The following is a 24,771-nucleotide window of genomic DNA, read 5'->3' as shown; positions in this document are numbered from 1 at the left end:
AGGTTCCTGTGACAATCAGGGCCATGGAAAGCAGCAGTGCAACGTCGGGCGGCAGCACGCGCCGCGAGGCCACCCGGCAGAAGCTCTACGAGGCGGCCGTCACGCTCATCGCCGAGCAGGGCTTCTCCGCCACGACCGTGGACGAGATCGCCGAGCGTGCCGGTGTCGCGAAGGGCACGGTCTACTACAACTTCGCGAGCAAGTCCGTCCTCTTCGAGGAACTGCTGCGGCACGGAGTGGGCCTCCTCACCGCCTCCCTCCGGGACGCGGCCGAGCGGACCGCCCGGGAGGGCGGCACCAAGGTCGACGCCCTGGACGCGATGATCCGAGCGGGCCTGGTCTTCATCGACCGCTACCCGGCCTTCACCCAGCTGTACGTGGCCGAGCTGTGGCGCACCAACCGGACGTGGCAGTCCACGCTGATGGTGGTCCGGCAACAGGCCGTCGCGGTCGTGGAGGACGTACTGCGCGAGGGTGTCGAGGGCGGCGAGTTCAGTGACGAGATCGACGTCCCGCTGACGGCGTCCGCGCTGGTCGGCATGGTCCTGGTGGCCGCGCTCGACTGGAAGTCCTTCCAGGCGGAGCGCTCCCTGGACGATGTGCACGCGGCACTGTCCCGGCTGCTCCAGGGGAGGGTGAGCGGCTGCCGGTGAGGCCGGACCCGGCGCAGACGTGAAGGCGCCGGTCCGCTGTGGCCGCGTCCCCCGCGGGCCACCTCGAACCGGCGCCTTCCCTGCTCCCCCGTTTCCTGCTCCCCCGTTTCCTGCTCCCCCGTGCGTCCCCCGCAGGACCCCCGTTCGGTCGTCCCCCGGTTCTCCCCCGTGCCTCGCTCCCGCCGACTCGGCCGGCGGAAGGAGCGGATCGCGGGCCGGCCCCGTTCCGGCGCCCCGTGTCGCCGGTGCCGGAGCCGTGCCCCTTTCCGTGCCTCCACTCTCTCGTCCCCGCCGGCCCTCCCCCATCCGCGCGCGTACTCAACTCCCCCACTAGGTACGGGTACTCAGCCCTGCGCACACGGCACCAGAAGGCGCTGTCAGTGGGGGCGGATAGAGTCCTTGGCATGGCACGGATTGCGGTGATCGGCGCCGGGACGGGCGCGCTGGCGGCTGCCGCCCGGCTGGCCGTCGCGGGCCACCGGGTGGCGGTGTACGAGCGGACGGACACGTACGGCGGATCGCTGCGCCGCTTCGAGCGTGACGGGTTCTCCTTCGACACGGGCCCCGGCCTGCTCCCGCTGCCGGCCGTCTATCGCGATCTGTTCATCAAGACCGGCAAGGAGCCGCTGGAGGCGTGCGTCGAGCTGGTCCAGGTCGACCCCTCGTCCCGGCACGTGTTCGCGGACGGCACCGTGGTGTCGCTGCCGAACGCCTCGCGCGCGGGTGTCGTCACCGCTCTGGACGAGGGCCTCGGCCCGGGCACCGGGAACCGGTGGGGCGACTTCCTGGTCCGGGCCCGTGAGGCCTGGGACCGGACCCGCCGCCCGCTCCTGGAGGAGCCGCTGTGGCCGAACTGGCGGGTGCTGGCCGAGCGCGAGCCCTACCCGGCGGTGCCCCACAAGCGGCTGCTGCGCACCCGCCGGGCCGGCACGCTCGCCGAGATCGGCGCCTGGGAGCTGCGCGACCCCCGGCTCGCGGCCCTCCTCGAGAGCCACGCCCTCACCCAGGGCCTGGACCCCCGGACCACCCCGGCGAGCGCGGCCGTACTGCCGTACATGGAGCACGCCTTCGGCGTCTGGTACGTGCGCGGGGGCCTGCGCGAGCTGGCGCGGGCGGTGTACGAGCGGTGCGTGGCCAGAAAGGTCGAGTTCCGTTTCGGCGCCGACGTGACCGGCGTGCTGGAGAAGGACGGGCGGGCGTCGGGGGTGGAACTCGCCGACGGGACGGTCGCGGAGGCAGACTTCGTGGTCGCCGGAGTCACGCCCGGCACCCTGGACCGGCTGACGGCGGGCACGGTGGTGCGCGGTGACGGCGAGGTACCGCCGCAGCCCGCGTCGGCCAGTCGGCTCACGGTGCTGCTGGGCCTGCGCGGCGCCCGCCCCGAGGGCACGGCACACCGCACGGTGGTGCACGCGGCGGACCGGAATACCGAGTTGGACGCCCTCTTCGGCACGGCTTCGGCGAACGCACAGCCCACGGTCACGGTCCTGCGGCCCGACGACCCGGCGCTGGTCCCGGACCGGGATCACGAGGCGGTCACCCTCACGACGGTGGTGCCCGCCCGGCCCGACGAACCCCACAAGCCCCACGAGCCCCACAAGCCCTACGACGACCTCGCCGACACCATGATCAGCGTCGCCGAACGCGCCATACCCGACCTGCGCGACCGTCTCCTCTGGCACGAGGTGCGTACCCCGGCCGACATCGCCGAGGAGACCGGCGCGGAGGGCGGGGCGGTGCCGGTACAGGCACTGGCGGCGGCCGACGGGCGGCTGCTGCACCCGTCCAACAGCACGCGCGTGCCCGGCCTGTTCACCGTCGGCGGCTGGGCGCACCCCGGCGGCGGACTGCCGCACGCGGGCATGTCGGGCGCGCTGGTCGCGGGACTGATCGTGGAGGGGCCTGGGTTCCGGGGCTCCCAGTGAGCCCACCGACCCCGGCGGGGCTCAGGCTTCAGAAACGGTACTGCTCGTCGAAGCCGTTGCCCTGCGGCTGCTGCCCGTTGCCCTGGTAGGGGTAGGGCTGCTCCGGCGGCAGCTCCTGCCCGTACTCGTCGGTGCGCTGCTGCGGGACCCACGCACCGCCGGGCGGGGTCTCGCCGCCGTAGGTGCCGGCGTACTGGTCCTGGCCGTAGCCCTGCTGCTGACCGTAGTACTGCTGGTCGCCGTAGCCGGTGTCGTACGAGGTGCCGCCGTAGGTGGGATTGCCGACGTACGGGTCGGAGTAGGCGGCGTACTGCTGCTGGCCGGTGGCGTCGTAGCCCTGCTGCTGGCCGTAGCCCGAGTAGTCGTAGGCGTAGGACTGGTCGGTGCCCTGGGCCGTGGCGGCGTACTGGTCGTGGGGGGAGTCCTGGGGGTAGCCGGTGTCGCCGTAGACGCCGTAGGAGCCGGTGTCGTCCGGGATGGGCTGCGGCTCGTAGACCGCAGTGGTCTCGGCGGCCGTCGGCTGGAGCGGGCGCGCGGGGGTGAAGACGTCGTCGCGGTCGTAGTCGTCGCCGTGGCCGTAGGAGTCGACGTCGCGGCGGTAGTCGCCACGTTCGCCGCCCTCGTCGCCGTAGCCGCCGCCCGTCGCCTCCATGCCGGAGACCTCGAGGGTCGGCTCCTGGCGGCCCCGCTCACCGCGGCCGCGCTTGCCGCCGCCCAGCATCGGGGCGTTCATCGCCCAGCCGGACGCGAAGCCGCTGCGGAACGACAGGGTGACGTAGGTCTGCCCGACCGCGAAGGCGGCCGCGCCCAGTCCGATCACGACGACCGACGGGATCAGGACACCGACGACGACGCCGAGGAAGCCGGCGAAGGCGAGCAGCCGCCAGCGCAGCCGCGCCTTGTACTGCAGCAGCACCTCGCCCAGCAGCCACAGCGCGACGATGCCGAACGCGATGTAGAGGACCGCCCAGCCCATGTACGCCCCTCTCCCAGTCGCCGCTACGCAGTGTGTCGTATACCGGTGCGAACGGTCTAGGCCTGCGGTGAGTGGTGCAGGCCCAGGTTCTCGTAGATTTCCAGGGTCGCCGTGGAGTTGTTGAGCGTGATGAAGTGCAAGCCGGGCACTCCCTCGGCGAGCAGCCGCGCGCAGAACTCCGTGGCGAATTCGATCCCAATGGAGCGTACAGCGGCCGGATCGTCTTTTGCTGTGAGGATCCGCTCTTTCAGGGCGTCCGGGAAGGCGGCGTTGGTGAGGGACGGGATGCGCGCCAGCGACTTCACGCTGGTGATCGGCATGATCTCGGGGATGACCGGGGTGTCGCAGCCGGCGGCGGCGACCCGGTCACGCAGCCGCAGATAGTCCTCCGGCTGGAAGAACATCTGCGTGATCGCGTAGTCCGCGCCCGCGCGGCACTTGTCGACGAAGTGGCGGACGTCGGTGTCCCAGTCGCTGGAGCGCGGGTGCATCGCCGGGAAGGCGGCGACGCCCACGCAGAAGTCGCCGGACGCCTTGATCAGCTCGACGAGCTCGGCGGCGTAGGCCAGGCCCCCGGGGTGCGGAACCCAGTCGCCCATCGGGTCGCCGGGCGGGTCGCCGCGCAGGGCGAGCATGTTGCGGATCCCGGCGTCGGCGTACTGGCCGATGATGTTGCGCAGGTCGGCGACCGAGTGGTCGACGGCCGTGAGGTGCGCGATCGGGGTGAGGGTGGTGTCGGAGGCGATCGCCTCGGTCGCCTTGACCGTGCCCGCACGGGTGGAACCGCCCGCTCCGTAGGTCACGGACACGAAGTCGGGCGCCACCGCCTCGACCCGGCGCAGCGCGTTCCAGAGGTTCCGCTCGCCCTTCGGGGTCTTGGGCGCGTAGAACTCGAACGAGTACGTCGTCTTGCCTGACGCGAGCATGTCGCGGACGGTGCGTGCGTGGTCCGACCTGATGGATGCGGTGCCGAGGGCCATACCGGCAGGTTAGCCAGGGGCGGTCGGTCCCCCAACCGGGCATCGATATTTGCCCGATTTGTGTACTTGTTGTCCACCCCTTGGACATGCGGCCGACCGGCGTACTACTTCTCCCGCAGCCTCTTCGCGAACTCGGCCGCCGCCGCGCCCGGGTCGTCGGCCTCGGTGATCGCCCGTACGACGACGACGCGCCGGGCGCCCGCTTCCAGGATCTGGTCGAGGTTGCCGAGGTCGATGCCGCCGATGGCGAACCAGGGGCGCTCGGTGCCGAGGGCGGCGGTGTACCGGACGAGGTCCAGGCCGGGGGCGTGGCGGCCGGGCTTGGTGGGGGTGGGCCAGCACGGGCCGGTGCAGAAGTAGTCCACGCCGTCCTGTGCGGCGGCCGCGGCGGCCTCGGACTCGGCGTGCGTGGACCGGCCGATCAGGACGTCGTCGCCGAGGATCGCGCGGGCTGCCGGGACCGGGAGGTCGCCCTGGCCGAGGTGCAGCACGTCGGAGCCGGCGGCGTGGGCGACGTCCGCGCGGTCGTTCACCGCGAGCAGCTTCCCGTGCCGGGCACAGGCGTCGGCGAAGACGGCCAGGTGCTCCAGCTCCTCGCCGGCCTCCATGCCCTTGTCCCGCAACTGCACGATGTCGACCCCACCGGCCAGCACGGCGTCGAGGAACTCCACGAGGTCGCCCTGCCGCTTGCGGGCGTCGGTGCAGAGGTAGACCCGGGCGTCGGCGAGCTGAGCCCGTGCGGTGGTGGCGGTGTCGGGCATGCGTGTCCCCTGTGTCGGTGGCGGCGGGTACGGGACCCGTGCCAGTGGCGGTGGCGGCGGGTACGCGACCCGTGCCAGTGGCGATGGCGGCGGGTACGCGACGTACCCGAGCCTGTGGAATTGCCGGGCGCCACGGCGCCCGTGTCGGCCGTATGCGCCGGGCAGGCGGCCGAAGCGCCCTTGTGCGAGGGGCGCGACCAGGGACGCCGGAGCGCCCCGTGCCGGTGCCGGCAGGGCAGTCGGCACCCCGCCTCGTCGGCATACCCGCCGAGTCGCGCGGCAGGCGGCGAGGCCACGCTGCCGGTCGCTGCCCGCAAGGGCCACGGCAAGCCCGGGCAGGTCCCGAGTCTCTCACCGGGACCGGGCGGCAGCCGAGCCCCGGCGGGAGGCGGAGACCGCCCCGGGCCGGGCAGCCCAAGGCACCCCGGGAGGGGGCCCGGCCCGGTGGCCCACGCCCCGAGAGGGCGCGAGCCACCCCGGGGCCGTGGTCCCACGGACCGCGGCCCGTGCTCCGGGCAGTCGTTCAGGTCCGGCCCCGCTCGCACGGCACCGGACGGTGTCTCGTCGAGGTCGGGTCAGACCGCGAGCGCCTGGGCGCGGCGCTTCACCTCCGTGCCGCGATTCTCACTCAGTGCCTGCGCCGGGGTGCCGGGCAGGCTCGGGTCGGGGGTGAAGAGCCACTCCAGCATCTCCTCGTCCGTGAAGCCGTCGTCCCGCAGGAGCGTCAGGGTCCCGGTCAGGCCCTTGACCACCTTGTCCCCGTCGATGAAGGCGGCGGGGACGTGCAGCGCGCGGTTCTCACCTCGGCGTACGGCGATGACTTGGCCGTCCTTGACCAGCTGCCGCACACGCGTCACCTCGACATCGAACTGTTCGGCGATGTCGGGGAGGGTGAGCCAGGCGGGGACGAGAGCATCGATCTTTGCGTCAATCTCGGTCACGGAAACAAGCCTGCCATCCCCCACTGACAGTCGGAAGTCAGCCCGGCCCGCCCGGGCGGACGAACGCGCTCCCCGACGGCTACGCCGTCGCCGCCTTCAGCGGCCTCGCCGGGTCCTCCAGCAGCACCGGATTCATGGCGGCGCCCGACTCGATCAGGCGACGCCCCTGCGCCAGGTCCCGGGGGCGGCCCACCGCCAGCAGCGCGACCAGCCGGTCACCGCGGAGCCAGCACACCGTCCAGGCCGGCCCTGCCGGGTCGCCCCGCCACAAGGTCGTGTCGGCGCCCGCGTGGTGCCCGGCGTACTGCACGAACCGCCCGAACTGCTCGGACCAGAAGTACGGCACCGGGTCGTACACCGCCGGGGCCTCCCCCGAGGCCCCGCCGACGATGTTCAGGGCCACCGTGCGCGGCCCCTGGAGGGCGTTGTCCCAGTGGTGCACCAGCAGGCGCTCGCCGTACCGCCCCGAGGGGAAGGAGGCGCAGTCGCCGACCGCGTACACGTCCGGCACCGACGTACGCAGGTGCTGGTCGGACACGATCTCGCCCTGGGCACCGAGCTCCACTCCGGAGCCGGCCAGCCAGGCCGTGGCGGGGCGGGCGCCGATGCCGACCACGACCGCTCCCGCCGGCAGCCGCGTACCGTCGTCGAGGAGCACCGCCCCGGGCTCGACGCGCTCCACGCGCGCGTGGGTGCGCAGGACCGCACCCGCGTCGGCGTACCAGCCGGCCATCGGGGCGGCGACCTCGGCGGGCAGGGCCCCGGCGAGCGGCCGCTCGGCGGCCTCCACGACGGTCACCGCGCAGCCCGCCTCGCGCGCGGCCGTGGCGAACTCCGCGCCGATCCAGCCCGCCCCGACGACCACGATGTCGTGCTTGCGGGCCAGCACGGGCCGCAGCCGCTCGGCGTCGTCCAGGGTGCGCAGCAGATGCACGCCCGGCACGCCCTCCGCGCCGGGCAGCCGGATCGGTTCGGCGCCGGTCCCGACGACGAGGGCGTCGTACGGCACGGGCCCGTCCTCGGTGTCCAGCTCGTGGTCGCCGGGGCGCAGGCCCAGCACCTCGCAGCCGAGTCGCAGTTCGATGCCGAGGGCCTCGAAGTCGAGGTCGAAGGCGGAGCCCTCGGCCTTGCCGAGCAGGACGGCCTTGGACAACGGGGGCCGGTCGTACGGCTGATGGGGTTCGGCGCCGATGAGGATCACGGTGCCGGTGAATCCCTGCTCCCGCAGGGCGACCGCGGTCTGCACACCGGCCATGCCCGCGCCCGCCACGACCACGCGCCGCGGCGCTGACGGACCTGGTTCCTGTGTCTGCTCGCTCACCTGATCACCATAGACACCTGACGTTTTGTCAGTCAGTGCTCATGCGCAGTGACCTGCTCCACAACGCTCGTCCCGCTGCCCCGCTGGGACTCCCACTCCCACCTCTCCTCCAGCCGCACCCGCCCGTCGGGCAGCTCCACGACCGTCGACACACAGTGCCCCGAGGACGTGGTCCCGTCCTGCTTGAGCTGTACGTAGCGGAAGTCCAGCCGGTCATCCTCCCGGGTACCCACGAGATGCCCCCGTACGACGTCGCCGCCCGTGTACTCGGCCCAGATCTCGCCGTCCTTCTCGTGGTACGTGAACCGGGTGCGGGTCCCCACCTGGCCCGGCGCCTGGTCGGCGACCGGGGCGAGGAGAAGACCGTCGAGGGATCGGGCCATGGACGGAGGCTCCCTTACTGCGACATACGGCATCGGGCTAGGGTGGCCAACGTAGAGCACTCGCGGGAGCCCGGACGCACCGGGCTGAGAGGGAGGCTGGCGGCCTCCGACCGTACGAACCTGATCCGGGTCATGCCGGCGAAGGGAGGGGCTGGACGCCCATGTCGCGCACGCGAACGTCAGACGTCCTCGTCATCGGGGGCGGCATCATCGGCCTGGTCACCGCGTGGCGGGCCGCACAACGCGGGCTGGTCACGGCCGTGGTGGACCCCGAGCCGGGCGGCGGGGCCGCACAGGTGGCGGCCGGCATGCTGGCCGCCGTCACGGAACTGCACTACGGCGAGCAGACCCTGCTCGGCCTGAACCTCGCCTCCGCCCGGCGCTACCCGGACTTCGCGGCCGAGCTCACCGACCTCACGGGCCACGACCTCGGCTACCGCCGCTGCGGCACCCTCGCCGTCGCCCTGGACGCCGACGACCGGGCCCATCTGCGTGAACTGCACGCCCTGCAGCAGCAGTCCGGCCTGGACTCGCAGTGGCTGTCGGGGCGGGAGTGCCGTCGCCTGGAGCCGATGCTCGCGCCGGGCGTGCGCGGCGGGCTGCGGGTCGACGGCGACCACCAGATCGACCCGCGGCGGCTGTCCGGGGCGCTGGTGACGGCGTGCGAGCGGGCAGGAGTGGTCATCCACCGGGCGTGGGCGGAGCGGCTCACCGTCGTACGGGACCGGGCCGCCGGCGTCGTCACGGCCGACGGGACCGCCCTGGAGGCGGGGCAGGTGGTGCTGGCCGGGGGCAGCCTCAGCGGGCGGCTCGCGGGCGTCCCCGAGGACGTGCTGCCTCCCGTGCGACCGGTGAAGGGGCAGGTCGTACGGCTGACCATGCCGGGGCGGCACGGGCCCTTCCTGAGCCGGACCGTGCGCGCGGTCGTGCGCGGCAGCCATGTCTACCTGGTGCCGCGCGAGAGCGGCGAGCTGGTCATCGGGGCGACCAGCGAGGAGACGGGATGGGACACCACCGTGACCGCGGGCGGCGTGTACGAGCTGCTGCGCGACGCCCACGAGCTGGTCCCGGGCATCACCGAGCTGCCGTTCACGGAGACCCGGGCGGGACTGCGGCCCGGCTCCCCCGACAACGCGCCGCTGCTCGGCCCGACCGGTCTCGAGGGCCTGCTGCTGGCCACCGGGCACTACCGCAACGGTGTCCTGCTCACGCCGGTGACCGGCGACGCCATGGCGCACGTCCTGGCGACGGGCGAACTCCCCGAGGAAGCCCGTCCCTTCACCCCCAAGCGCTTCAGTACCATCACCGCACTCACGGAGCAGCCCGTATGAACATCTCCGTCAACGGGGAGCCCCGGGACGTCCGGCCCGGCACGGCTCTCGACACCGTAGTGAGGTCGCTCACCACCTCGCCCTCCGGAGTGGCGGCCGCCCTCAACGAAACCGTCGTCCCGCGCACGCGGTGGCCGTCCACGTCCCTCGCCGAGGGAGACCGTGTGGAAGTCCTCACCGCCGTCCAAGGAGGCTGACCATGGCCGACGATCCGTTTGTCCTCGGTGGTACGTCCTTCACGTCCCGCCTGATCATGGGCACGGGCGGGGCGCCCAGCCTCGACGTGCTGGAGCGTTCGCTGGTCGCGTCGCGGACGGAGCTGACGACGGTCGCAATGCGCCGGGTGAACCCCTCGGTGCACGGTTCCGTGCTGTCCGTCCTGGACCGGCTCGGCATCCGGGTGCTGCCCAACACGGCGGGCTGTTTCACCGCCGGAGAGGCCGTCCTCACGGCCCGTCTCGCGCGCGAGGCCCTCGGCACCGACCTGGTCAAGCTGGAGGTCATCGCCGACGAGCGCACGCTGCTGCCGGATCCGATCGAGACGCTGGAGGCGGCCGAGACGCTGGTCGACGACGGGTTCACGGTGCTGCCGTACACCAATGACGACCCCGTGCTGGCGCGGAAGCTGGAGGACGTGGGCTGTGCGGCGATCATGCCGCTCGGCTCGCCGATCGGCTCCGGGCTCGGCATCCGCAACCCGCACAACTTCCAGCTGATCGTCGAGCGGGCGGGGGTGCCGGTGATTCTGGACGCCGGGGCCGGTACGGCGTCGGACGCGGCGCTGGCGATGGAGCTGGGGTGTGCGGGTGTGATGCTCGCCTCGGCGGTGACGCGGGCGCAGGAGCCGGTGCTGATGGCTGCCGCCATGCGGAACGGGGTGGAAGCGGGGCGGTTGGCGTATCGAGCCGGGCGGATTCCTCGGCGGCACTTCGCGGAGGCGTCTTCGCCGGGTGAGGGGATGGCTGTACTCGATCCGGAGCGGCCTGCTTTCCGGTAGCTGTGCGATGCCCGCAGCGGGGTTGGTCACACGTCACAGGTCGGCTGCAGTCCCGCACCGGGAAACGGCCGGGGCGGCGGGGTGTCGGTCGTGGCTCGTACACTCGCCTGCGTGGACACGACCCTTCAGGACCCCTTGGTCGGGCAGGTGCTCGACGGCCGGTATCGCATCGACGCGCGAATCGCCGTCGGCGGGATGGCGACGGTCTACCGGGCTGTGGACACCCGGCTGGACCGCGTTCTCGCGCTCAAGGTGATGCACCCCTCGCTCGCCGTCGACGGCTCGTTCGTCGAGCGGTTCATCCGCGAGGCGAAGTCCGTCGCCCGACTGGCCCATCCGAACGTGGTGCAGGTCTTCGACCAGGGCACCGACGGCAGTTACGTCTATCTCGCCATGGAGTACGTCGCGGGCTGCACCCTGCGGGACGTGCTGCGCGAGCGCGGGGCCCTGCAGCCGCGCGCCGCCCTGGACATCCTGGAGCCGGTGCTGGCCGCGCTGGGCGCCGCCCACCGCGCCGGATTCGTGCACCGGGACATGAAGCCCGAGAACGTCCTGATAGGGGACGACGGCCGGGTGAAGGTCGCCGACTTCGGACTCGTCCGGGCCGTGGACACGGTGACGAACACCACAGGGACCGTGCTCGGCACGGTCGCCTACCTCGCTCCCGAGCAGATAGAGAACGGCACCGCGGACCCCCGCGTCGACGTGTACGCGTGCGGCGTGATGCTGTACGAGATGCTGACCGGCGACAAGCCGCACGACGGGGACTCCCCGGCCGTGATCCTGTACAAGCACCTGCACGAGGACGTCCCGCCGCCGTCGGCCGCCGTGCCCGGTCTGGCCTTCGAGCTGGACGAGATGGTGGCCTCGGCGACCGCCCGCACCCCGGACATCCGCCCGCACGACGCGGTGGCGCTGCTCGCGCGGGTCCGCGACGGGCGCGCCGGGCTGAGCGAGGAGCAGCTGGACGCGGTGCCGCCGCAGGCGCTCAGCGCCGAGCACGACGGCGCCGACGACCGTACGAGCGTGATCCCGCGCGCGCTGACCAACCTGCGCCCGCTGCCGGTCAACGAGGACGACGAGACGTCCGAGGCGGCGCTCGACCGCACCAGCCGTTTCGAGTCCCCGCCGCCCCCGCCGTCCCGGCGCCGCCCGGGGGCCCGGCGCGGCCCGCTGGCGATCGCCGTCGCCGTGCTGCTGGTGCTGGGCCTCGGCGCGGGCATCTGGTACATCAACTCGGGCCAGTTCACCGAGGTCCCCCCGCTGCTGGCGAAGACCCAGTCCCAGGCCGAGAGCCGGCTGGAGGACGCCGGGCTGGATCTCGGCAAGGTCGAGCACGCCTACAGCGACACCGTGGAGCGGGGCCAGATCATCAGCTCCGACCCGAAGCCCGGGTCGCGCATCCGCGGCAACGACACGGTGAGCATCACCGTCTCCGACGGCCCCGAGACCGTGCGGGTGCCCGCCCTGGCCGGCCAGAAGCTCGTCAAGGCGCGGGCCCAGCTGAAGGAGGACGGGCTGCAGCCGGGCATGGTCACCCGGGAGTTCAGCGAGGACGTGCCGAAGGGCTCGGTGATCTCCGCACGGCCCGCCGACGGCACGAAGGTGCGCGCGGGCACCGCCGTCGCGCTCGTCGTCAGCAAGGGCAGCCCCATCGACGTCCCCGACGTCACCGGCGCGGACGAGGCCGACGCCCGGGCACAGCTGCAGGAAGCCGGGCTCAAGGTGAAGGTCGCCACCGAGCGGGTCAACTCCTCCGAGTTCGACAAGGGCCAGGTCGCCAAGCAGAGCCCGAACCCCGGCGGCCGCGCGGCGGAGGGCGACACGGTGACGCTGACGCTCTCCAAGGGCCCCGAGATGATCGAGGTGCCTGACGTGGTCGGCCAGAACGTCGACGACGCCACGCAAGCGCTGGAGGGCGCCGGGTTCCAGGTGGACGAGGACCGCGGTCTGCTCGGCCTGTTCGGCGACGAGGTCAAGGGCCAGTCCGTCGAGGGCGGCCAGTCCGCGCCCAAGGGTTCGACGATCACCATCAAGATCAGGTGACGGGCGCGGGCCGGGAGCCCCTGGACGGGGCGGGGCCGGCCGCATGACACCCTGAACGGGTGAACAATCAGCTGTCCGGCCCCTCCCGCAACCCGGTGGGCGGCCATGTCCCCGTGGCCGGTGGGCTGCACTCCGTCGGTCTGTCGTACGCCCGTGATCTGAAGGCGGAGACCGTCCAGGTCTTCGTCGCCAACCCGCGCGGCTGGGCCACACCGGCCGGGAACCCCAAGCAGGACGAGGCGTTCCGCGCGGCCTGCGAGGCCGAGTCGATCCCGGCGTACGTCCACGCCCCCTATCTGATCAATTTCGGCTCGCACACCGAGGCGACCGTGGAGAAGTCGGTGGAGTCGCTGCGGCACTCGCTGCGCCGCGGGCGGGAGATCGGGGCGCTGGGCGTGGTCGTGCACACCGGCAGCGCGACGGGCGGCCGGGAGCGGTCCGTGGCGCTGCGGCAGGTGCGGGAGCGGCTGCTGCCGCTGCTGGACGAGCTGACCCATGACGACGACCCGTATCTGCTGCTGGAGTCGACCGCCGGCCAGGGCGCCTCGCTGTGCTCGCGGACCTGGGACTTCGGCCCGTACTTCGAGGCTCTGGACGCCCACCCGATGCTGGGCGTGTGCCTGGACACCTGCCACATCTTCGCCGCGGGGCACGACCTGACCGGCCCCAGCGGCATGCACCAGACGCTGGACCTGCTGGTGGACACGGTCGGCGAGGGACGGCTGAAGCTGATCCACGCCAACGACTCGAAGGACGTGGCGGGCGCGCACAAGGACCGGCACGAGAACATCGGCGTCGGCCACATCGGCGAGGACCCCTTCCGGGCCCTGATGACGCACCCCGCGACCGAGGGCGTGCCGCTGATCATCGAGACGCCGGGCGGCAAGGAAGGGCACGCGGCGGACGTGGAGCGGCTGAAGAAGCTGCGCGACTGCTGACGGCCGACGGCCGGGTCAGAGGTCGGGGCCGTCCCCGGGCTTCTCCTGGTACGAGTAGCGCTGTTCCTGCCACGGGTCACCGAGGTTGTGGTAGCCGCGCTCCTCCCAGAAACCGCGCCGGTCGGCGGTCATGTACTCCACGCCGCGCACCCACTTGGGGCCCTTCCAGGCGTACAGGTGGGGCACGATCAGGCGCAGCGGGAAGCCGTGCTCGGCGGTGAGGAGTTCGCCGTCCTTGTGGGTGGCGAACAGGGCCTGCTCGGAGGCGAAGTCGGACAGCCGGAGGTTGGAGCTGAATCCGTACTCGGCCCACACCATCACATGGGTGACGTCGTCCGCGGGCGGAGCGATGTCGAGGATGGTGCGCGCGGGGACCCCGCCCCACTCGGCGCCCAGCATGCTGAACTTCGTGACGCAGTGCAGATCGGCCACGACGGTGGTGTACGGCAGGGCCGTGAACTCCTCGTGGGTCCAGCAGTGCTTGCCGCCGCCGGCGGTGGCGCCGAAGACCCTGAACTCCCAGCGCTCGGGCCGGAACTTGGGGACGGGCCCGTAGTGCGTGACCGGCCAGCCGCGCTGCAATCGCTGTCCCGGCGGAAGCCCGGGCTGCGTCGCTCCCGCTGAATCGCGCCCTTCTCCCGATTCACGTCCCACCGGCTGACCCATGTGTCCATCCTGACAGACCCCGGGTCATGCCCCTGACCCGGGCCATTCCAAATCGGGGCATTCAGAACTAAGCATGCCCTTACTTACTAAGTGAAGACTTACTGGACGATCTTCTTCCGCGGTGGAATCATGCGGCGCAACCTGCCAGTTCTTACGCGTGGAAGGAGCCTCTGCGATGCAGGGCGACCCCGAGGTCCTCGAATTCCTGAACGAGCAGTTGACCGGCGAGCTGACGGCGATCAACCAGTACTGGCTGCACTACCGGATCCAGGACAACAAAGGCTGGACCAAGCTCGCCAAGTACACGCGTGAAGAGTCCATCGATGAGATGAAGCACGCGGACAAGATCACCGAGCGCATCCTCATGCTGGACGGTCTGCCCAACTACCAGCGGCTCTTCCATGTCCGGGTCGGGCAGACGGTCACCGAGATGTTCCAGGCCGACCGACAGGTCGAGGTCGAGGCGATCGACCGCCTCAAGCGGGGCATCGAGGTGATGCGCACCAAGGGCGACATCACGTCCGCGAACCTCTTCGAGTCGATCCTCGAGGACGAGGAGCACCACATCGACTATCTGGACACGCAGCTGGAACTCATCGAGAAGCTCGGCGAGGCGCTGTACATCGCGCAGCAGATCGAGCAGCCCAGCTAGGACCCGCCTGGCCCTAGGCGGCGTCTTCCAGATCCGACAGGTCCGAGAGCACCGGTTCGCCCCGGTCGGCCATGTCCCGGCGTGGGCACGCGCCCCTGCCGAGGAGCGCCTGGATACGGCGTACGCACGACCCGCAGTCCGTGCCCGCCTTGCAGGCGGAGGCTATCTGGCGGGGGGTGCAGGCGCCGCTGTCCGCGTGCTGTTTGACCTGCTGCTCGGTGATCCCGAAGCAACTGCAGATGTACACGCGGCTCACCTCCCGGCGGGTTTCGTTTCCTGGTGCCGTCCCGTTGATCGGTGAGGCTAACCTAACCTTACCCGCCGGGCCGGAGCCACAAAAGTGGAGAGGGGCGCGGATCCTGTGATCCGCGCCCCAGTCCATGCCCGGGTAACAGGCGAGCCCGTTACTGGTCCCTGTACATCTCGGCCACGAGGAACGCCAGGTCGAGCGACTGGCTGCGGTTGAGCCGCGGGTCGCAGGCCGTCTCGTAGCGCTGGTGCAGATCGTCGACGAAGATCTCGTCGCCGCCGCCCACGCACTCGGTGACGTCGTCGCCGGTCAGCTCCACGTGGATGCCGCCCGGGTGGGTGCCGAGCGCCTTGTGGACCTCGAAGAAGCCCTTGACCTCGTCGAGCACGTCGTCGAAGCGGCGGGTCTTGTGCCCGGAGGCCGCCTCGAAGGTGTTGCCGTGCATCGGGTCGGTCACCCAGGCCACGGTGGCGCCCGAGGCGGTGACCTTCTCGACCAGCTCGGGGAGCTTGTCGCGGACCTTGTCGGCGCCCATGCGGACGATGAAGGTCAGCCGGCCCGGCTCACGCTCCGGGTCGAGGCGCTCGATGTACTGCAGCGCGTCCTCGGCCGTGGTCGTCGGGCCCAGCTTGATGCCGATCGGGTTGCGGATCTTCGAGGCGAACTCGACATGCGCGTGGTCCAGCTGCCGGGTGCGCTCGCCGATCCACACCATGTGCCCGGAGACGTCGTACAGCTGCCCGGTGCGCGAGTCGACCCGGGTCAGGGCGGACTCGTAGTCGAGCAGCAGCGCCTCGTGCGAGGCGTAGAACTCGACGGTCTTGAACTCCTCCGGGTCGGCCCCGCAGGCGTGCATGAAGTTGAGCGCCTGGTCGATCTCGCGCGCCAGCTGCTCGTAGCGCTGCCCCGACGGGGACGACTTCACGAAGTCCTGGTTCCAGGCGTGCACCTGGCGCAGGTCGGCGTAGCCGCCGGTGGTGAAGGCGCGCACCAGGTTCAGCGTGGAGGCGGACGCGTGATACATCCGCTTCAGGCGCTCGGGGTCCGGGATGCGGGCGGCCTCGTTGAAGTCGAAGCCGTTGACCGAGTCGCCGCGGTAGGTCGGCAGGGTCACGCCGTCGCGGGTCTCGGTGCCCTTGGAGCGCGGCTTGGAGTACTGGCCGGCGATGCGGCCGACCTTCACCACGGGCACGGACGCGGCGTACGTGAGCACGGCGCCCATCTGGAGCAGCGTCTTCAGCTTGTTGCGGATGTGGTCGGCCGACACGGCGTCGAAGGCCTCGGCGCAGTCGCCGCCCTGGAGGAGGAACGCCTCTCCCTTGGCGACGGACGCCATCCGGGCGCGCAGCTGGTCGCACTCGCCCGCGAAGACGAGCGGCGGATACGACTCGAGGTCCGCAACGACTGCGCGCAGAGCCTCGGTGTCGGGGTACTCGGGCTGCTGCGCCGCGGGCAGGTCTCGCCAGGTGTTGCCAGCACTCGCGCTGGTCTTAGCGTTCACGGTCACGACCTCAACATTACGGGGTCGTGTCGGGCGTCCTGACCCATGCCCAGCAATTGAGACACCGCGTACACCCCTCGGACATGGGGTAAGGTCCCTCGCATGTTCGCGCACTCGATCCAGACCTGGTGGTGGACCGCTCATCCGGCGGCCCACTGACTGCGCGTACGACTGACTTCGCGAAGGCCGCCCGAGGGGCGGCCTTCGGTGTTTCCGGGGTCCGTTCCTCTCTCACCGAGATGGAGCACGGACCCATGAACCTGCACGGCTTGCTGGACGACTCCCGCCCGTTCGCCCTGCTGCGCCGCCGTACCCCGGGCCAGGACCATGATCAGGTCGAGGTCCTGATCGGCCCGGTCGCCACGTACGACCGTCTCGCCGACCTCCCCGACGAGGGCCTCGCGCTCGTCCCCTTCCGGCAGATCCGCGAGCGCGGCTTCGACGTCCGCGACGACGGCACGCCCCTGGCGGTGCTGACGCCCGAGGAGTCGTACGAGATCCCGCTGGCCGACGCCCTGGAGCAGCTTCCGGGGCATGACGTGCGGGTCGAGGGCGGCGGCTTCGACGTCGGCGACGGGGAGTACGCGGAGATCGTCGGGCGGGTGCTGCGGGAGGAGATCGGACGGGGCGAGGGCGCGAACTTCGTGATCCGGCGGACGTACGAGGGTGAGATCCCCGGGTTCGGGCGGGCCGACGCGCTGGCGCTGTTCCGGCGGCTGCTGGAGGGCGAGCGGGGCGCGTACTGGACGTTCGTCGTGCACACCGGGGACCGGACGCTGGTGGGGGCGAGCCCGGAGGTGCATGTCCGGATGTCCGGCGGCACGGTCGTCATGAACCCGATCAGCGGCACCTACCGCTACCCCGCCGAGGGGCCGACCCCCGAGCATCTGCTCGGCTTCCTCGCCGACGGCAAGGAGATCGAGGAGCTGTCGATGGTCGTCGACGAGGAGCTCAAGATGATGTGCACCGTCGGCGACATGGGCGGCGTCGTGGTCGGGCCGCGGCTGAAGGAGATGGCGCACCTCGCGCACACCGAGTACGAGCTGCGCGGGAAGTCCTCGCTGGACGCGCGGGAGGTGCTGAGGGAGACCATGTTCGCGGCGACCGTCACCGGCTCGCCGGTGCAGAACGCCTGCCGGGTGATCGAGCGGCACGAGGCCGGGGGGCGTGGCTACTACGCCGGGGCGCTGGCCCTCCTCGGGCGGGATTCCGGCGGGGCGCAGACCCTCGACTCCCCCATCCTCATCCGTACCGCCGACATCGACGCGGACGGCGAGCTGCGGGTGCCGGTGGGCGCCACGCTCGTGCGCGGGTCGGACCCGGAGAGTGAGGTCGCGGAGACGCACGCGAAGGCGGCGGGCGTGCTGGCGGCCCTGGGCGTACGGCCGGGCAGGCCGCGTGCGGAGTCCGTGCGGCCTAAGCTCGCCGACGATCCACGCGTGCGTGCCGCGCTCGACGGGCGCCGGGCGTCGCTGGCGCCGTTCTGGCTGCGGATGCAGGAGCGGTCCGAGGGGCTCGCCGGACACGCCCTGGTCGTCGACGGCGAGGACACCTTCACGGCGATGCTCGCGCATGTGCTGCGGTCGAACGCTCTGGAGGTGACCGTCCGGCGGTACGACGAGGCGGGGCTGCGGGAGGCGGTGCTCGCGCACGAGGGGCCGGTGGTGCTCGGGCCGGGTCCCGGGGACCCCGCCGATCTCACCGACCCCAAGATGCGGATCCTGCGCAGCCTCACCGCCGAGGTCCTCCGCGGCCATGCGCACGGGGTGCTGGGCGTCTGCCTCGGGCACGAGCTGATCGCGGCCGAGCTGGGTCTTGAGATCGTACGGAAGGACGTGCCGTACCAGGGCGCGCAGACGGAGATCGAGCTGTTCGGGCGGCGTGAGACCGTCGGCTTCTACAACAGCTTCGTGGCGCGCTGCGACGAAGAGGCCCACCAGGAGCTGGCCGCGCACGGAGTCGAGGTCAGCCGGGCCGCGAACGGCGAGGTGCACGCGATGCGCGGGCCCGGGTTCGCCGGTGTGCAGTTCCATCCGGAGTCGATCCTGACGCTGAACGGCGCGGCGGTCGTGCGGGAGCTGGTGGGGCGGTTGCGCCACACGACGGTGTAGCCGTCCGGGGGCCGGCGCCCCCGGACGCCCGGTTCCCGGTCAGCCGAAGAAGACGCCGACCTCCTCGTACAGCGTGGGGTCCACCGTCTTCAGGCGGGCCGTCGCGTCGGCGATCGGGACCCGGACGATGTCGGTGCCGCGCAGGGCGACCATCGTGCCGAAGTCGCCGTCGCGGACGCAGTCGATGGCGTGCAGGCCGAAGCGGGTGGCGAGCCAGCGGTCGAAGGCGCTGGGGGTGCCGCCGCGCTGGACGTGGCCCAGGACCGTGGTGCGGGCCTCCTTGCCCGTGCGCTTCTCGATCTGCTTGGCCAGCCACTCGCCGACGCCGGAGAGCCGGACGTGCCCGAAGGAGTCCAGCGACTGGTCCTTGAGGACCATGTCGCCGTCCTTCGGCATCGCCCCTTCGGCGATGACCACGATCGGCGCGTACGACGCCTTGAAGCGGGACGTCACCCAGGCGCAGACCTGCTCGACGTCGAAGCGCTGCTCGGGGATGAGGATGACGTTCGCGCCGCCGGCCAGGCCCGAGTGGAGGGCGATCCAGCCGGCGTGCCGGCCCATCACCTCGACGACCAGGACCCGCATATGGGACTCGGCGGTGGTGTGCAGCCGGTCGATCGCCTCGGTCGCGATGCCGACCGCGGTGTCGAAGCCGAAGGTGTAGTCGGTGGCGGACAGGTCGTTGTCGATCGTCTTCGGGACGCCGACGCAGGGCACGCCGTGGTCGTCGGACAGCCGGGCGGCCACGCCCAGGGTGTCCTCGCCGCCGATGGCGATGAGCGCCTCGACCTCCATCGCGGCGAGGTTCTCCTTGATACGGCGGATGCCGTTCTCCACCTTCAGCGGGTTGGTCCGCGAGGAGCCGAGGACGGTGCCGCCACGGGGCAGGATGCCGCGCACGGCGGGGATGTCGAGACGGACGGTGTCGCCTTCCAGGGGACCGCGCCAGCCGTCCCGGAAGCCGGTGAAGTCGTAGCCGTACTCCTGCACGCCCTTGCGGACGATCGCCCGGATGACGGCGTTGAGCCCGGGGCAGTCGCCGCCTCCGGTCAGTACTCCGACGCGCATGGAACAGTCCCTTCGCCGCAGATGCCTGACGAAGGGTCAGTGTGACGTGCGCCTCACTCGTCGTCGAGGCCGCGTTCTATCGCGTACCTGACCAGCTCGACCCGGTTGTGCAACTGGAGCTTGCCGAGGGTGTTCTGGACGTGGTTCTGCACCGTGCGGTGGGAGATGACCAGGCGTTCGGCGATCTGCTTGTAGCTCAGGCCCTTGGCGACCAGGCGCAGCACCTCGGTCTCGCGGTCGGTGAGCCGGGGCGCCTTCGGTTCGTCGGTGTCCTGGGCGGGGGCGGGTTCGGAGGCCAGGCGGCGGTACTCGCCGAGGACCAGTCCGGCGAGGCCGGGGGTGAAGACCGGGTCGCCGACGGCCGTGCGGCGCACCGCGTCCTGGAGTTCCCCGGTGGAGGCCGACTTCAGCAGGTAGCCGGTCGCGCCGGACTTCACGGCCTCCAGGACGTCGGCGTGCTCACCGCTCGCCGACAGCACGAGGACGCGCAGCGCGGGGTTCGCGGCGACGACCTCCTTGCAGACCTGGACGCCTGGCTTGGCGGGCAGGTTCAGGTCCAGCACGAGGACGTCGGGTGCGGCGGCCTTGGCGCGGCGCACGGCCTGGTCGCCGTCGCTCGCGGTGGCGACCACCTCGAAGCCCGACTCGGCCAGGTCGCGGGCGACGGCGTCGCGCCACATGGGGTGGTCGTCGACCACCATGACCTTGATCGGGTCCCGCCGGTCCGCACTGCTCTCCGTCATCGCCGCTCCGCCTTCCCCCGTGCGTCCGTCACGTCCTTCGGTACCTTCAGCTCGACCTCCGTGCCCTGGCCCGGCACCGAGATCAGTTCCGCGCTGCCGCCGAGGTCGCGCAGCCGGCCGCGGATCGACAGGGCGACGCCGAGCCGCCCCTCGCCCTCGGCCTGGGCGAGCCGGCCCTGCGGGATGCCGGGTCCGTCGTCCCGGACGGTGACGATCACCTCGTCCGGCTCGTCCTCGACCAGGATCCACGCGCGCGCCTGCTCCCCGGCGTGCCTGCGGACATTGTCCAGGGCGGCGCCGACGGCCGCGGCCACTTCGCGGGCGGCGACCGGGGCCAGCGGCACGGGCGCGCCGGGCTCGGCGAGGCTGACCTTGGCCCCGGCGTACGGCGCGAGCAGGGCGCGCAGGTCGACCGGGCCGCTGTCCCGCGGCTCCTCGTCGACCGTCCGGACGACCGCGCCCTCGGCGGCGTCCTCCGAGACCCGGGAGACGGGCACGAGCCCGCCGGAGACCAGGGTGCGCAGCGCGACTTCCTGCTCACCGGCCATCCGGCCCAGCTCGGCCGCCTCGCCGCCGATCACCGCACCGCGCCGCTGCACCATCGCCAGCACCTGGAGCACGCTGTCGTGGATGTCGCGGGCGAGCCGCTCCCGCTCCCTGGTGGCGGCCTCGATCTCCAGGGCACGGGCGAGGGTGCGCTCGGAGGCACGGGCGACCTCGACGACGTAGCCGATGGCGATGGAGGCGATGCAGACGAGGATGACGTTGTGGACGGTGTCGCGGGCCGGGGTGCCGCGTTCGACCAGGTTGGCGACGGCCACGAGGCCGGAGGCCAGGGCCGCCCAGCGCCAGCCACCCTTGACGGCGAAGGCGAGGACGGCTCCGGCGGTCCAGATCGACGGCAGCGTCGGGCCGCCGGCCTGGACCCGCTCGTGGGCGTCGGCGACGGGCGTGAGCAGGATGCCGGCGATCGCGATGGTGAGGTCGGCGGCGAGGAACCGCTTGGTGCAGCCGGCGGCGTTCGCGACCCGGGGCAGGGTGGCAAGGGTCCACACGCCCAGCACGGCGTAGTAGGCGACGGCGACCCAGGGGCGGGCGAACTCCTCGTAGGCGGTGGCGAACAGGCCGACCGCGTACAGCATCGTGAGCACCCGGTAGCCGGACAGCGCGCGCCACAGCGGCTGCTCCACCGACATCCTCATGACGCGCTCGCGCTTGGCCATCTCCCCGCCCCCCGGCTTCGAGCCCCGACTAGGGCTCGGTGTGCCGCCGCTCCGTCCGGTCCTTCTCGGCCTGGTCCTTGTCGGCCTGATGCTTCTCGGCCTGTTCCCGCTCGGCCTTCTCCTTCGCGGCCTGTTCCTTCTCCGCCCGCGCGAGCGCCGCCTTCGCCGCCTTCTCGGCTTCCTTGTCCGCCTTCGCCGCGTCCGCGATCTGCCGCTTCATGGCCGTGGCGTACATGTCGACGTACTCCTGGCCGGAGAGCTTCATGATCTCGTACATGACCTCGTCGGTCACCGCGCGCAGCACGAAACGGTCGTGCTCCATGCCCTGGTAGCGGCTGAAGTCCAGGGGCTTGCCGATCCGGATGCCCGGGCGCATCAGCTTCGGCATGACCTTGCCGGGCGGCTGGATCTTCTCCGTGTCGATCATCGCGACGGGCAGGACGGGGGCGCCGGTGGCGAGGGCCACGCGCGCGAGGCCGCCCGGCTTGCCCCGGTAGAGCCGCCCGTCGGGCGAGCGCGTGCCCTCCGGGTAGATACCGAACAGCTCACCGCGCTCCAGCACCTCTATGCCGCTCTTGATCGCGGCCTCACCCGCGCCGCGCGCACCGGAGCGGTCCACGGGGAGCTGACCCACGCCCTTGAAGAAGGCGGCCGTCATCCGGCCCTTCACCCCGGGCGTCGTGAAGTACTCCGCCTTCGCGATGAACGTGACCTTGCGGTCCAGGACCGCGGGCAGGAAGAACGAGTCCGAGAAGGACAGGTGGTTGCTCGCCAGGATCGCGGCGCCCTCTGCGGGAACGTTCTCCAGGCCTTCCACCCAGGGCCTGAAGGCGACCTTCAGCGGCCCCCCAACAGCGACCTTCATCGCGCCGTACAACAACCGAGTGCCTCCTGTATGTGTCGGTCAGACCTTAACCCGGAGTGCTGTCAAAGGCGCCGACGGCCCTGGTCGGTGTCAGTGCGGTCGCGTACGGTGAAGGTCCCGCGAACGACGTGCGACCCCTTCCATGACGTTCCGTGACATTCCGTGATCGTGTCAGTCCCTTCTCACGACCAGGAGGCCGAAGGTGCCGGTCCTTTCCGGAGCCGAGCCGTTTCGCCACGAGGGCGGGGAGGTCGCCGTTCTCCTCTGCCACGGTTTCACCGGATCACCGCAGTCGCTGCGCCCCTGGGCGGAGCACCTCGCCGAGCGCGGTCTGACCGTCTCCCTGCCGCTGCTGCCCGGGCACGGCACCCGATGGGAGGACCTGCGGATCACCGGCTGGCAGGACTGGTACGCGGAGGTGGACCGCGAGCTGCGCCTTCTGTGCGAGCGCCGTGAGCAGGTGTTCGTGGCCGGTCTGTCCATGGGCGGTGCCCTGGCCCTGCGCCTCGCCGCGAAGCACGGCGACGCCGTCAGCGGCGTGGTGGTCGTCAACCCCGCGAACAAGGTGCACGGTCTGGCGGCGCACGCGCTCCCGGTGGTCCGCCACCTCGTCCCCGCGACGAAGGGCATCGCCAGCGACATCGCCAAGCCGGACAGCAGGGAGCTCGGCTACGACCGGGTCCCGCTGCACGCGGCGCACTCCCTGCGCCAGTTCTTCCAGATCACCGACGGCGAGCTGCCGCAGGTCACCCAGCCGGTGCTGCTGCTGCGCAGCCCGCAGGACCATGTGGTGCCGCCCGCCGACTCCGCCCGCATCCTCAGCCGCATCTCCTCGACGGATGTGAAAGAGGTCATCCTGGAACAGAGCTACCACGTCGCCACGTTGGACCATGACGCGGACCGGATCTTCGAGGAGAGCGTCGAGTTCATCGGCCGGCTCGCGTCCGGCCTCGGCAAGGAGCCCGGTCTCGGCAAGGAAGGGACGACCGCAGGTGGCTGAGCACGACTCGGACCGCGAGGACCGCGAGCCGGACGAGCAGGGCGTGCCGTTCGACGAGGAGGCCGCCTGGGCCTCGATCGTCGCCGCGTACGGCGAGGAGCCGCCGGACCCGCCGGGCGCCAAGCCGTTCAAGTCGATCGAGGACCTGGCCCTGCTCGAGTCTCCGACCAACGACGACCGGATGGACACGGCCGGGACGGTCAAGGACGCCGCGAAACCCTCCGAGCCCGAGGGACCGGAGGTCAAGGAGCCCGGAGACAAGCCGGCCAAGCCGCTCGGCGGCTCCGTCTCCTTCGCGCCCGGCGTCGGCCCGCGCGACTACGCCGCGCCCGAGCCCGCCGAGGAGGACTTCGACGAGGACGACGAGGGCCACTTCGTGCCGCCGGAGCCGCCTCCGCTGCCGGCGGCCGACGCCACCGCGAAGTTCGCCTGGCTGGGCGTGCTCGGCGGGCCGGTCCTGCTGCTGCTGGCCGTGGTGCTCGGCTGGGAGATGACGTGGTGGCTGGCCACGGCGGGGATCGGCGGGTTCCTCGGCGGGTTCGCGACGCTGGTGATGCGGATGCGGACGGACGACGAGGACGACGAGGACCCGGGACGCGGGGCGGTCGTCTAGCCGGCTGGGATTCTGAGGGCGGCCAGGACCGGGAGATGGTCCGTGGCCGCCCTCAGGTCTGTCCCGGTCACTCCCGCAAGCCCGGCCGGCACGCCGCAGCCCAGCACCTCGATGCCCTTGGTCGCGAAGATCGCGTCGATGCGCTGGTAGGGGTCGGCGGGGGGCCAGGTGTGCTCGCCGCCCCAGGGCGTGGCGGCCCGGCAGTCGGTGAGAGCGGCGGTCAGCCGGCGGAAGGTGCGGCCGTCGGGGCGTTCGTTCAGGTCACCGCCGGCGATGGCGTGCTCCACGCCCATCCCGGCGAGCCGGTCGAGGAGCATGCCGCCCTGCTCGTGGCGCTCGTCCTTCTGCAGCGAGAGATGACAGCTCAGGACGCCGAGCCGGGTACCGGCGAACCTGACGACGGCGGTGGCGAAGCCGCGGCGGTGCAGGCCGGGGGTGAGGGGCAGGAGGACGTCCTCCGTGCGCTCGATCGTCGCCCGCAGCGAGCAGAGGATCGCCGGGCCCGCGGCGGTGGCGCCGCCGGTGAGGACGACGAGGTCGGCCTCGCGGGCCAGGCGGGCGAGTTTCTTGCGCCAGCGGAAGAAGCGGGGGGCTTCCTGGAGGAGGACCAGGTCGGGTTCGCAGGCTCTGATGACGCGGGCCAGGGCGGCGTTGTCGTCGCGCATCGAGCGGATGTTGTAGCTGAGGACCCTGATGACTGCGGAACCGTCGGGTTCTGTACGCGAGTTGGGGAGCAGGGGCATGGGAGCAATTTACGCCCAATTACTCGGGGCGCGGGGGTTGTGCGCGAGTGCCGGTGGTTCGTGGCTTGTCGCGCAGTTCCCCGC

26 protein-coding genes and 1 riboswitch are annotated in these 24,771 nt (G+C 71.8%); of the genes, 12 read left to right on the top strand and 14 right to left on the bottom strand.

Translation table 11 applies throughout. The annotated features are described in order from the left end of the window. Positions 1-23 precede the first annotated feature (23 nt). Both ACZ6I3_RS03025 and ACZ6I3_RS03020 read left to right on the top strand, forming a co-directional pair. Complete coding sequence (locus tag ACZ6I3_RS03025; protein ID WP_469411116.1) at positions 24-653, top strand: TetR/AcrR family transcriptional regulator; 630 nt, start codon at positions 24-26, stop codon at positions 651-653. Between the two features lie 404 nt (positions 654-1,057). Beyond that, positions 1,058-2,578, top strand: coding sequence for a phytoene desaturase family protein (locus tag ACZ6I3_RS03020; RefSeq protein WP_469411113.1), 1,521 nt, complete (start codon positions 1,058-1,060; stop codon positions 2,576-2,578). Between the two features lie 28 nt (positions 2,579-2,606). On the opposite strand, the gene ACZ6I3_RS03015 is transcribed toward ACZ6I3_RS03020, so the two are convergent. From ACZ6I3_RS03015 to ACZ6I3_RS02990, 6 genes are all read right to left on the bottom strand, one after another. Continuing rightward, positions 2,607-3,554 carry an SCO2102 family sporulation regulator gene (locus tag ACZ6I3_RS03015; protein WP_469411111.1) on the bottom strand — a complete coding sequence of 316 codons (948 nt, stop codon included), beginning with the start codon at positions 3,552-3,554 and terminating at the stop codon, positions 2,607-2,609. Positions 3,555-3,610: 56 nt separating this feature from the next. Then, positions 3,611-4,534: a methylenetetrahydrofolate reductase [NAD(P)H] gene (metF, locus tag ACZ6I3_RS03010; protein WP_469411109.1), complete on the bottom strand. Its 924-nt coding sequence runs from the start codon at positions 4,532-4,534 to the stop codon at positions 3,611-3,613. Between the two features lie 104 nt (positions 4,535-4,638). After that, on the bottom strand, positions 4,639-5,295 hold the full coding sequence (thiE, locus tag ACZ6I3_RS03005; protein ID WP_469411108.1) for a thiamine phosphate synthase: 657 nt from the start codon (positions 5,293-5,295) through the stop codon (positions 4,639-4,641). Between the two features lie 575 nt (positions 5,296-5,870). Beyond that, positions 5,871-6,236: an Rv2175c family DNA-binding protein gene (locus ACZ6I3_RS03000; RefSeq protein ID WP_469411106.1), complete on the bottom strand. Its 366-nt coding sequence runs from the start codon at positions 6,234-6,236 to the stop codon at positions 5,871-5,873. 79 nt (positions 6,237-6,315) lie between these two features. Beyond that, positions 6,316-7,557, bottom strand: a complete 1,242-nt coding sequence (locus ACZ6I3_RS02995; RefSeq protein ID WP_469411104.1) for an NAD(P)/FAD-dependent oxidoreductase — start codon at positions 7,555-7,557, stop codon at positions 6,316-6,318. A 32-nt stretch (positions 7,558-7,589) separates the two neighbouring features. Continuing rightward, positions 7,590-7,940, bottom strand: coding sequence for an avidin-fold protein (locus tag ACZ6I3_RS02990; RefSeq protein WP_469411102.1), 351 nt, complete (start codon positions 7,938-7,940; stop codon positions 7,590-7,592). Between the two features lie 52 nt (positions 7,941-7,992). Further along, a riboswitch (TPP riboswitch) is annotated at positions 7,993-8,104 on the top strand. On the opposite strand from ACZ6I3_RS02990, the gene thiO reads away from it, so the two are divergent. The 5 genes from thiO to ACZ6I3_RS02965 all read left to right on the top strand — a co-directional run bounded on the left by thiO (position 8,102) and on the right by ACZ6I3_RS02965 (position 13,252). Beyond that, positions 8,102-9,271: a glycine oxidase ThiO gene (gene thiO / locus ACZ6I3_RS02985; protein WP_469411100.1), complete on the top strand. Its 1,170-nt coding sequence runs from the start codon at positions 8,102-8,104 to the stop codon at positions 9,269-9,271. (Overlaps the previous riboswitch by 3 nt.) Beyond that, entirely contained in the window at positions 9,268-9,468 is a 201-nt protein-coding gene (thiS, locus tag ACZ6I3_RS02980; protein ID WP_391104974.1) for a sulfur carrier protein ThiS, read from the top strand. Before thiO ends, thiS begins: the two co-directional genes overlap by 4 nt. 2 nt (positions 9,469-9,470) lie before the next feature. Continuing rightward, positions 9,471-10,268, top strand: coding sequence for a thiazole synthase (locus tag ACZ6I3_RS02975; RefSeq protein ID WP_469411097.1), 798 nt, complete (start codon positions 9,471-9,473; stop codon positions 10,266-10,268). 111 nt (positions 10,269-10,379) lie between these two features. Then, on the top strand, positions 10,380-12,314 hold the full coding sequence (gene pknB / locus ACZ6I3_RS02970; RefSeq protein WP_469411095.1) for a Stk1 family PASTA domain-containing Ser/Thr kinase: 1,935 nt from the start codon (positions 10,380-10,382) through the stop codon (positions 12,312-12,314). A 59-nt stretch (positions 12,315-12,373) separates the two neighbouring features. Further along, entirely contained in the window at positions 12,374-13,252 is an 879-nt protein-coding gene (locus ACZ6I3_RS02965; RefSeq protein WP_469411092.1) for a deoxyribonuclease IV, read from the top strand. A gap of 15 nt (positions 13,253-13,267) precedes the next feature. Here ACZ6I3_RS02965 and ACZ6I3_RS02960 read toward each other — a convergent pair whose 3' ends face one another. Further along, entirely contained in the window at positions 13,268-13,918 is a 651-nt protein-coding gene (locus ACZ6I3_RS02960; RefSeq protein ID WP_469411090.1) for a sulfite oxidase-like oxidoreductase, read from the bottom strand. 175 nt (positions 13,919-14,093) lie between these two features. Between ACZ6I3_RS02960 and bfr the strand changes: the two genes are divergently transcribed. Further along, on the top strand, positions 14,094-14,570 hold the full coding sequence (bfr, locus tag ACZ6I3_RS02955) for a bacterioferritin (protein ID WP_031107638.1): 477 nt from the start codon (positions 14,094-14,096) through the stop codon (positions 14,568-14,570). A gap of 13 nt (positions 14,571-14,583) precedes the next feature. On the opposite strand, the gene ACZ6I3_RS02950 is transcribed toward bfr, so the two are convergent. After that, entirely contained in the window at positions 14,584-14,826 is a 243-nt protein-coding gene (locus tag ACZ6I3_RS02950) for a (2Fe-2S)-binding protein (RefSeq protein WP_251057968.1), read from the bottom strand. Positions 14,827-14,974: 148 nt separating this feature from the next. Beyond that, positions 14,975-16,327: a class II 3-deoxy-7-phosphoheptulonate synthase gene (locus tag ACZ6I3_RS02945; RefSeq protein ID WP_469411087.1), complete on the bottom strand. Its 1,353-nt coding sequence runs from the start codon at positions 16,325-16,327 to the stop codon at positions 14,975-14,977. A 96-nt stretch (positions 16,328-16,423) separates the two neighbouring features. On the opposite strand from ACZ6I3_RS02945, the gene ACZ6I3_RS02940 reads away from it, so the two are divergent. Together ACZ6I3_RS02940 and ACZ6I3_RS02935 are read left to right on the top strand one after the other, a co-directional pair. Then, positions 16,424-16,480, top strand: a complete 57-nt coding sequence (locus ACZ6I3_RS02940; protein WP_082319877.1) for a trp operon leader peptide — start codon at positions 16,424-16,426, stop codon at positions 16,478-16,480. 95 nt (positions 16,481-16,575) lie between these two features. Further along, on the top strand, positions 16,576-18,432 hold the full coding sequence (locus ACZ6I3_RS02935) for an anthranilate synthase family protein (RefSeq protein WP_469411085.1): 1,857 nt from the start codon (positions 16,576-16,578) through the stop codon (positions 18,430-18,432). Between the two features lie 39 nt (positions 18,433-18,471). Here ACZ6I3_RS02935 and ACZ6I3_RS02930 read toward each other — a convergent pair whose 3' ends face one another. Genes ACZ6I3_RS02930 through ACZ6I3_RS02915 form a run of 4 tightly spaced genes read right to left on the bottom strand, consistent with a single transcriptional unit; the run spans position 18,472 to position 22,331 of the window. Then, positions 18,472-19,500 carry a 6-phosphofructokinase gene (locus ACZ6I3_RS02930; RefSeq protein ID WP_382834119.1) on the bottom strand — a complete coding sequence of 343 codons (1,029 nt, stop codon included), beginning with the start codon at positions 19,498-19,500 and terminating at the stop codon, positions 18,472-18,474. A 53-nt stretch (positions 19,501-19,553) separates the two neighbouring features. Next, positions 19,554-20,243, bottom strand: coding sequence for a response regulator (locus ACZ6I3_RS02925; RefSeq protein ID WP_468193550.1), 690 nt, complete (start codon positions 20,241-20,243; stop codon positions 19,554-19,556). Continuing rightward, positions 20,240-21,466 carry a MacS family sensor histidine kinase gene (gene macS / locus ACZ6I3_RS02920; protein ID WP_469411082.1) on the bottom strand — a complete coding sequence of 409 codons (1,227 nt, stop codon included), beginning with the start codon at positions 21,464-21,466 and terminating at the stop codon, positions 20,240-20,242. The genes ACZ6I3_RS02925 and macS overlap by 4 nt, the downstream gene beginning before the upstream one ends. A 28-nt stretch (positions 21,467-21,494) precedes the next feature. Then, positions 21,495-22,331 carry a lysophospholipid acyltransferase family protein gene (locus ACZ6I3_RS02915; RefSeq protein ID WP_469411676.1) on the bottom strand — a complete coding sequence of 279 codons (837 nt, stop codon included), beginning with the start codon at positions 22,329-22,331 and terminating at the stop codon, positions 21,495-21,497. 202 nt (positions 22,332-22,533) lie between these two features. Here ACZ6I3_RS02915 and ACZ6I3_RS02910 point away from each other — a divergent pair, with 202 nt between their 5' ends. Both ACZ6I3_RS02910 and ACZ6I3_RS02905 read left to right on the top strand, forming a co-directional pair. Further along, positions 22,534-23,331 (top strand): alpha/beta hydrolase, encoded by a 798-nt coding sequence (locus ACZ6I3_RS02910; protein ID WP_468193556.1) that lies wholly within the window; start codon positions 22,534-22,536, stop codon positions 23,329-23,331. Further along, positions 23,324-23,944: a hypothetical protein gene (locus ACZ6I3_RS02905; RefSeq protein WP_469411080.1), complete on the top strand. Its 621-nt coding sequence runs from the start codon at positions 23,324-23,326 to the stop codon at positions 23,942-23,944. Before ACZ6I3_RS02910 ends, ACZ6I3_RS02905 begins: the two co-directional genes overlap by 8 nt. Here ACZ6I3_RS02905 and ACZ6I3_RS02900 read toward each other — a convergent pair. Continuing rightward, entirely contained in the window at positions 23,941-24,687 is a 747-nt protein-coding gene (locus ACZ6I3_RS02900; RefSeq protein WP_469411078.1) for an endonuclease/exonuclease/phosphatase family protein, read from the bottom strand. The genes ACZ6I3_RS02905 and ACZ6I3_RS02900 overlap by 4 nt on opposite strands. Positions 24,688-24,771 lie beyond the last annotated feature (84 nt).

The organism is Streptomyces sp. NPDC041940 (genome assembly GCF_055589465.1).
The sequence above is the reverse complement of the archived record's forward strand: the minus strand, read 5'-3'. Positions and strand labels throughout refer to the sequence as shown.

What these genes read in the sequence shown, in the direction of transcription:
- ACZ6I3_RS03025 (WP_469411116.1), top strand. Translation starts at nt 24, where the DNA reads ATGGAAAGCAGCAGTGCAACGTCGGGCGGCAGCACGCGCCGCGAGGCC.
- ACZ6I3_RS03020 (WP_469411113.1), top strand. Translation starts at nt 1,058, where the DNA reads ATGGCACGGATTGCGGTGATCGGCGCCGGGACGGGCGCGCTGGCGGCT.
- ACZ6I3_RS03015 (WP_469411111.1), bottom strand. Translation starts at nt 3,554, where the DNA reads ATGGGCTGGGCGGTCCTCTACATCGCGTTCGGCATCGTCGCGCTGTGG.
- metF (WP_469411109.1), bottom strand. Translation starts at nt 4,534, where the DNA reads ATGGCCCTCGGCACCGCATCCATCAGGTCGGACCACGCACGCACCGTC.
- thiE (WP_469411108.1), bottom strand. Translation starts at nt 5,295, where the DNA reads ATGCCCGACACCGCCACCACCGCACGGGCTCAGCTCGCCGACGCCCGG.
- ACZ6I3_RS02990 (WP_469411102.1), bottom strand. Translation starts at nt 7,940, where the DNA reads ATGGCCCGATCCCTCGACGGTCTTCTCCTCGCCCCGGTCGCCGACCAG.
- thiO (WP_469411100.1), top strand. Translation starts at nt 8,102, where the DNA reads ATGTCGCGCACGCGAACGTCAGACGTCCTCGTCATCGGGGGCGGCATC.
- thiS (WP_391104974.1), top strand. Translation starts at nt 9,268, where the DNA reads ATGAACATCTCCGTCAACGGGGAGCCCCGGGACGTCCGGCCCGGCACG.
- ACZ6I3_RS02975 (WP_469411097.1), top strand. Translation starts at nt 9,471, where the DNA reads ATGGCCGACGATCCGTTTGTCCTCGGTGGTACGTCCTTCACGTCCCGC.
- ACZ6I3_RS02960 (WP_469411090.1), bottom strand. Translation starts at nt 13,918, where the DNA reads ATGGGTCAGCCGGTGGGACGTGAATCGGGAGAAGGGCGCGATTCAGCG.
- bfr (WP_031107638.1), top strand. Translation starts at nt 14,094, where the DNA reads ATGCAGGGCGACCCCGAGGTCCTCGAATTCCTGAACGAGCAGTTGACC.
- ACZ6I3_RS02935 (WP_469411085.1), top strand. Translation starts at nt 16,576, where the DNA reads ATGAACCTGCACGGCTTGCTGGACGACTCCCGCCCGTTCGCCCTGCTG.
- ACZ6I3_RS02930 (WP_382834119.1), bottom strand. Translation starts at nt 19,500, where the DNA reads ATGCGCGTCGGAGTACTGACCGGAGGCGGCGACTGCCCCGGGCTCAAC.
- ACZ6I3_RS02925 (WP_468193550.1), bottom strand. Translation starts at nt 20,243, where the DNA reads ATGACGGAGAGCAGTGCGGACCGGCGGGACCCGATCAAGGTCATGGTG.
- macS (WP_469411082.1), bottom strand. Translation starts at nt 21,466, where the DNA reads ATGGCCAAGCGCGAGCGCGTCATGAGGATGTCGGTGGAGCAGCCGCTG.
- ACZ6I3_RS02915 (WP_469411676.1), bottom strand. Translation starts at nt 22,331, where the DNA reads ATGAAGGTCGCTGTTGGGGGGCCGCTGAAGGTCGCCTTCAGGCCCTGG.
- ACZ6I3_RS02900 (WP_469411078.1), bottom strand. Translation starts at nt 24,687, where the DNA reads ATGCCCCTGCTCCCCAACTCGCGTACAGAACCCGACGGTTCCGCAGTC.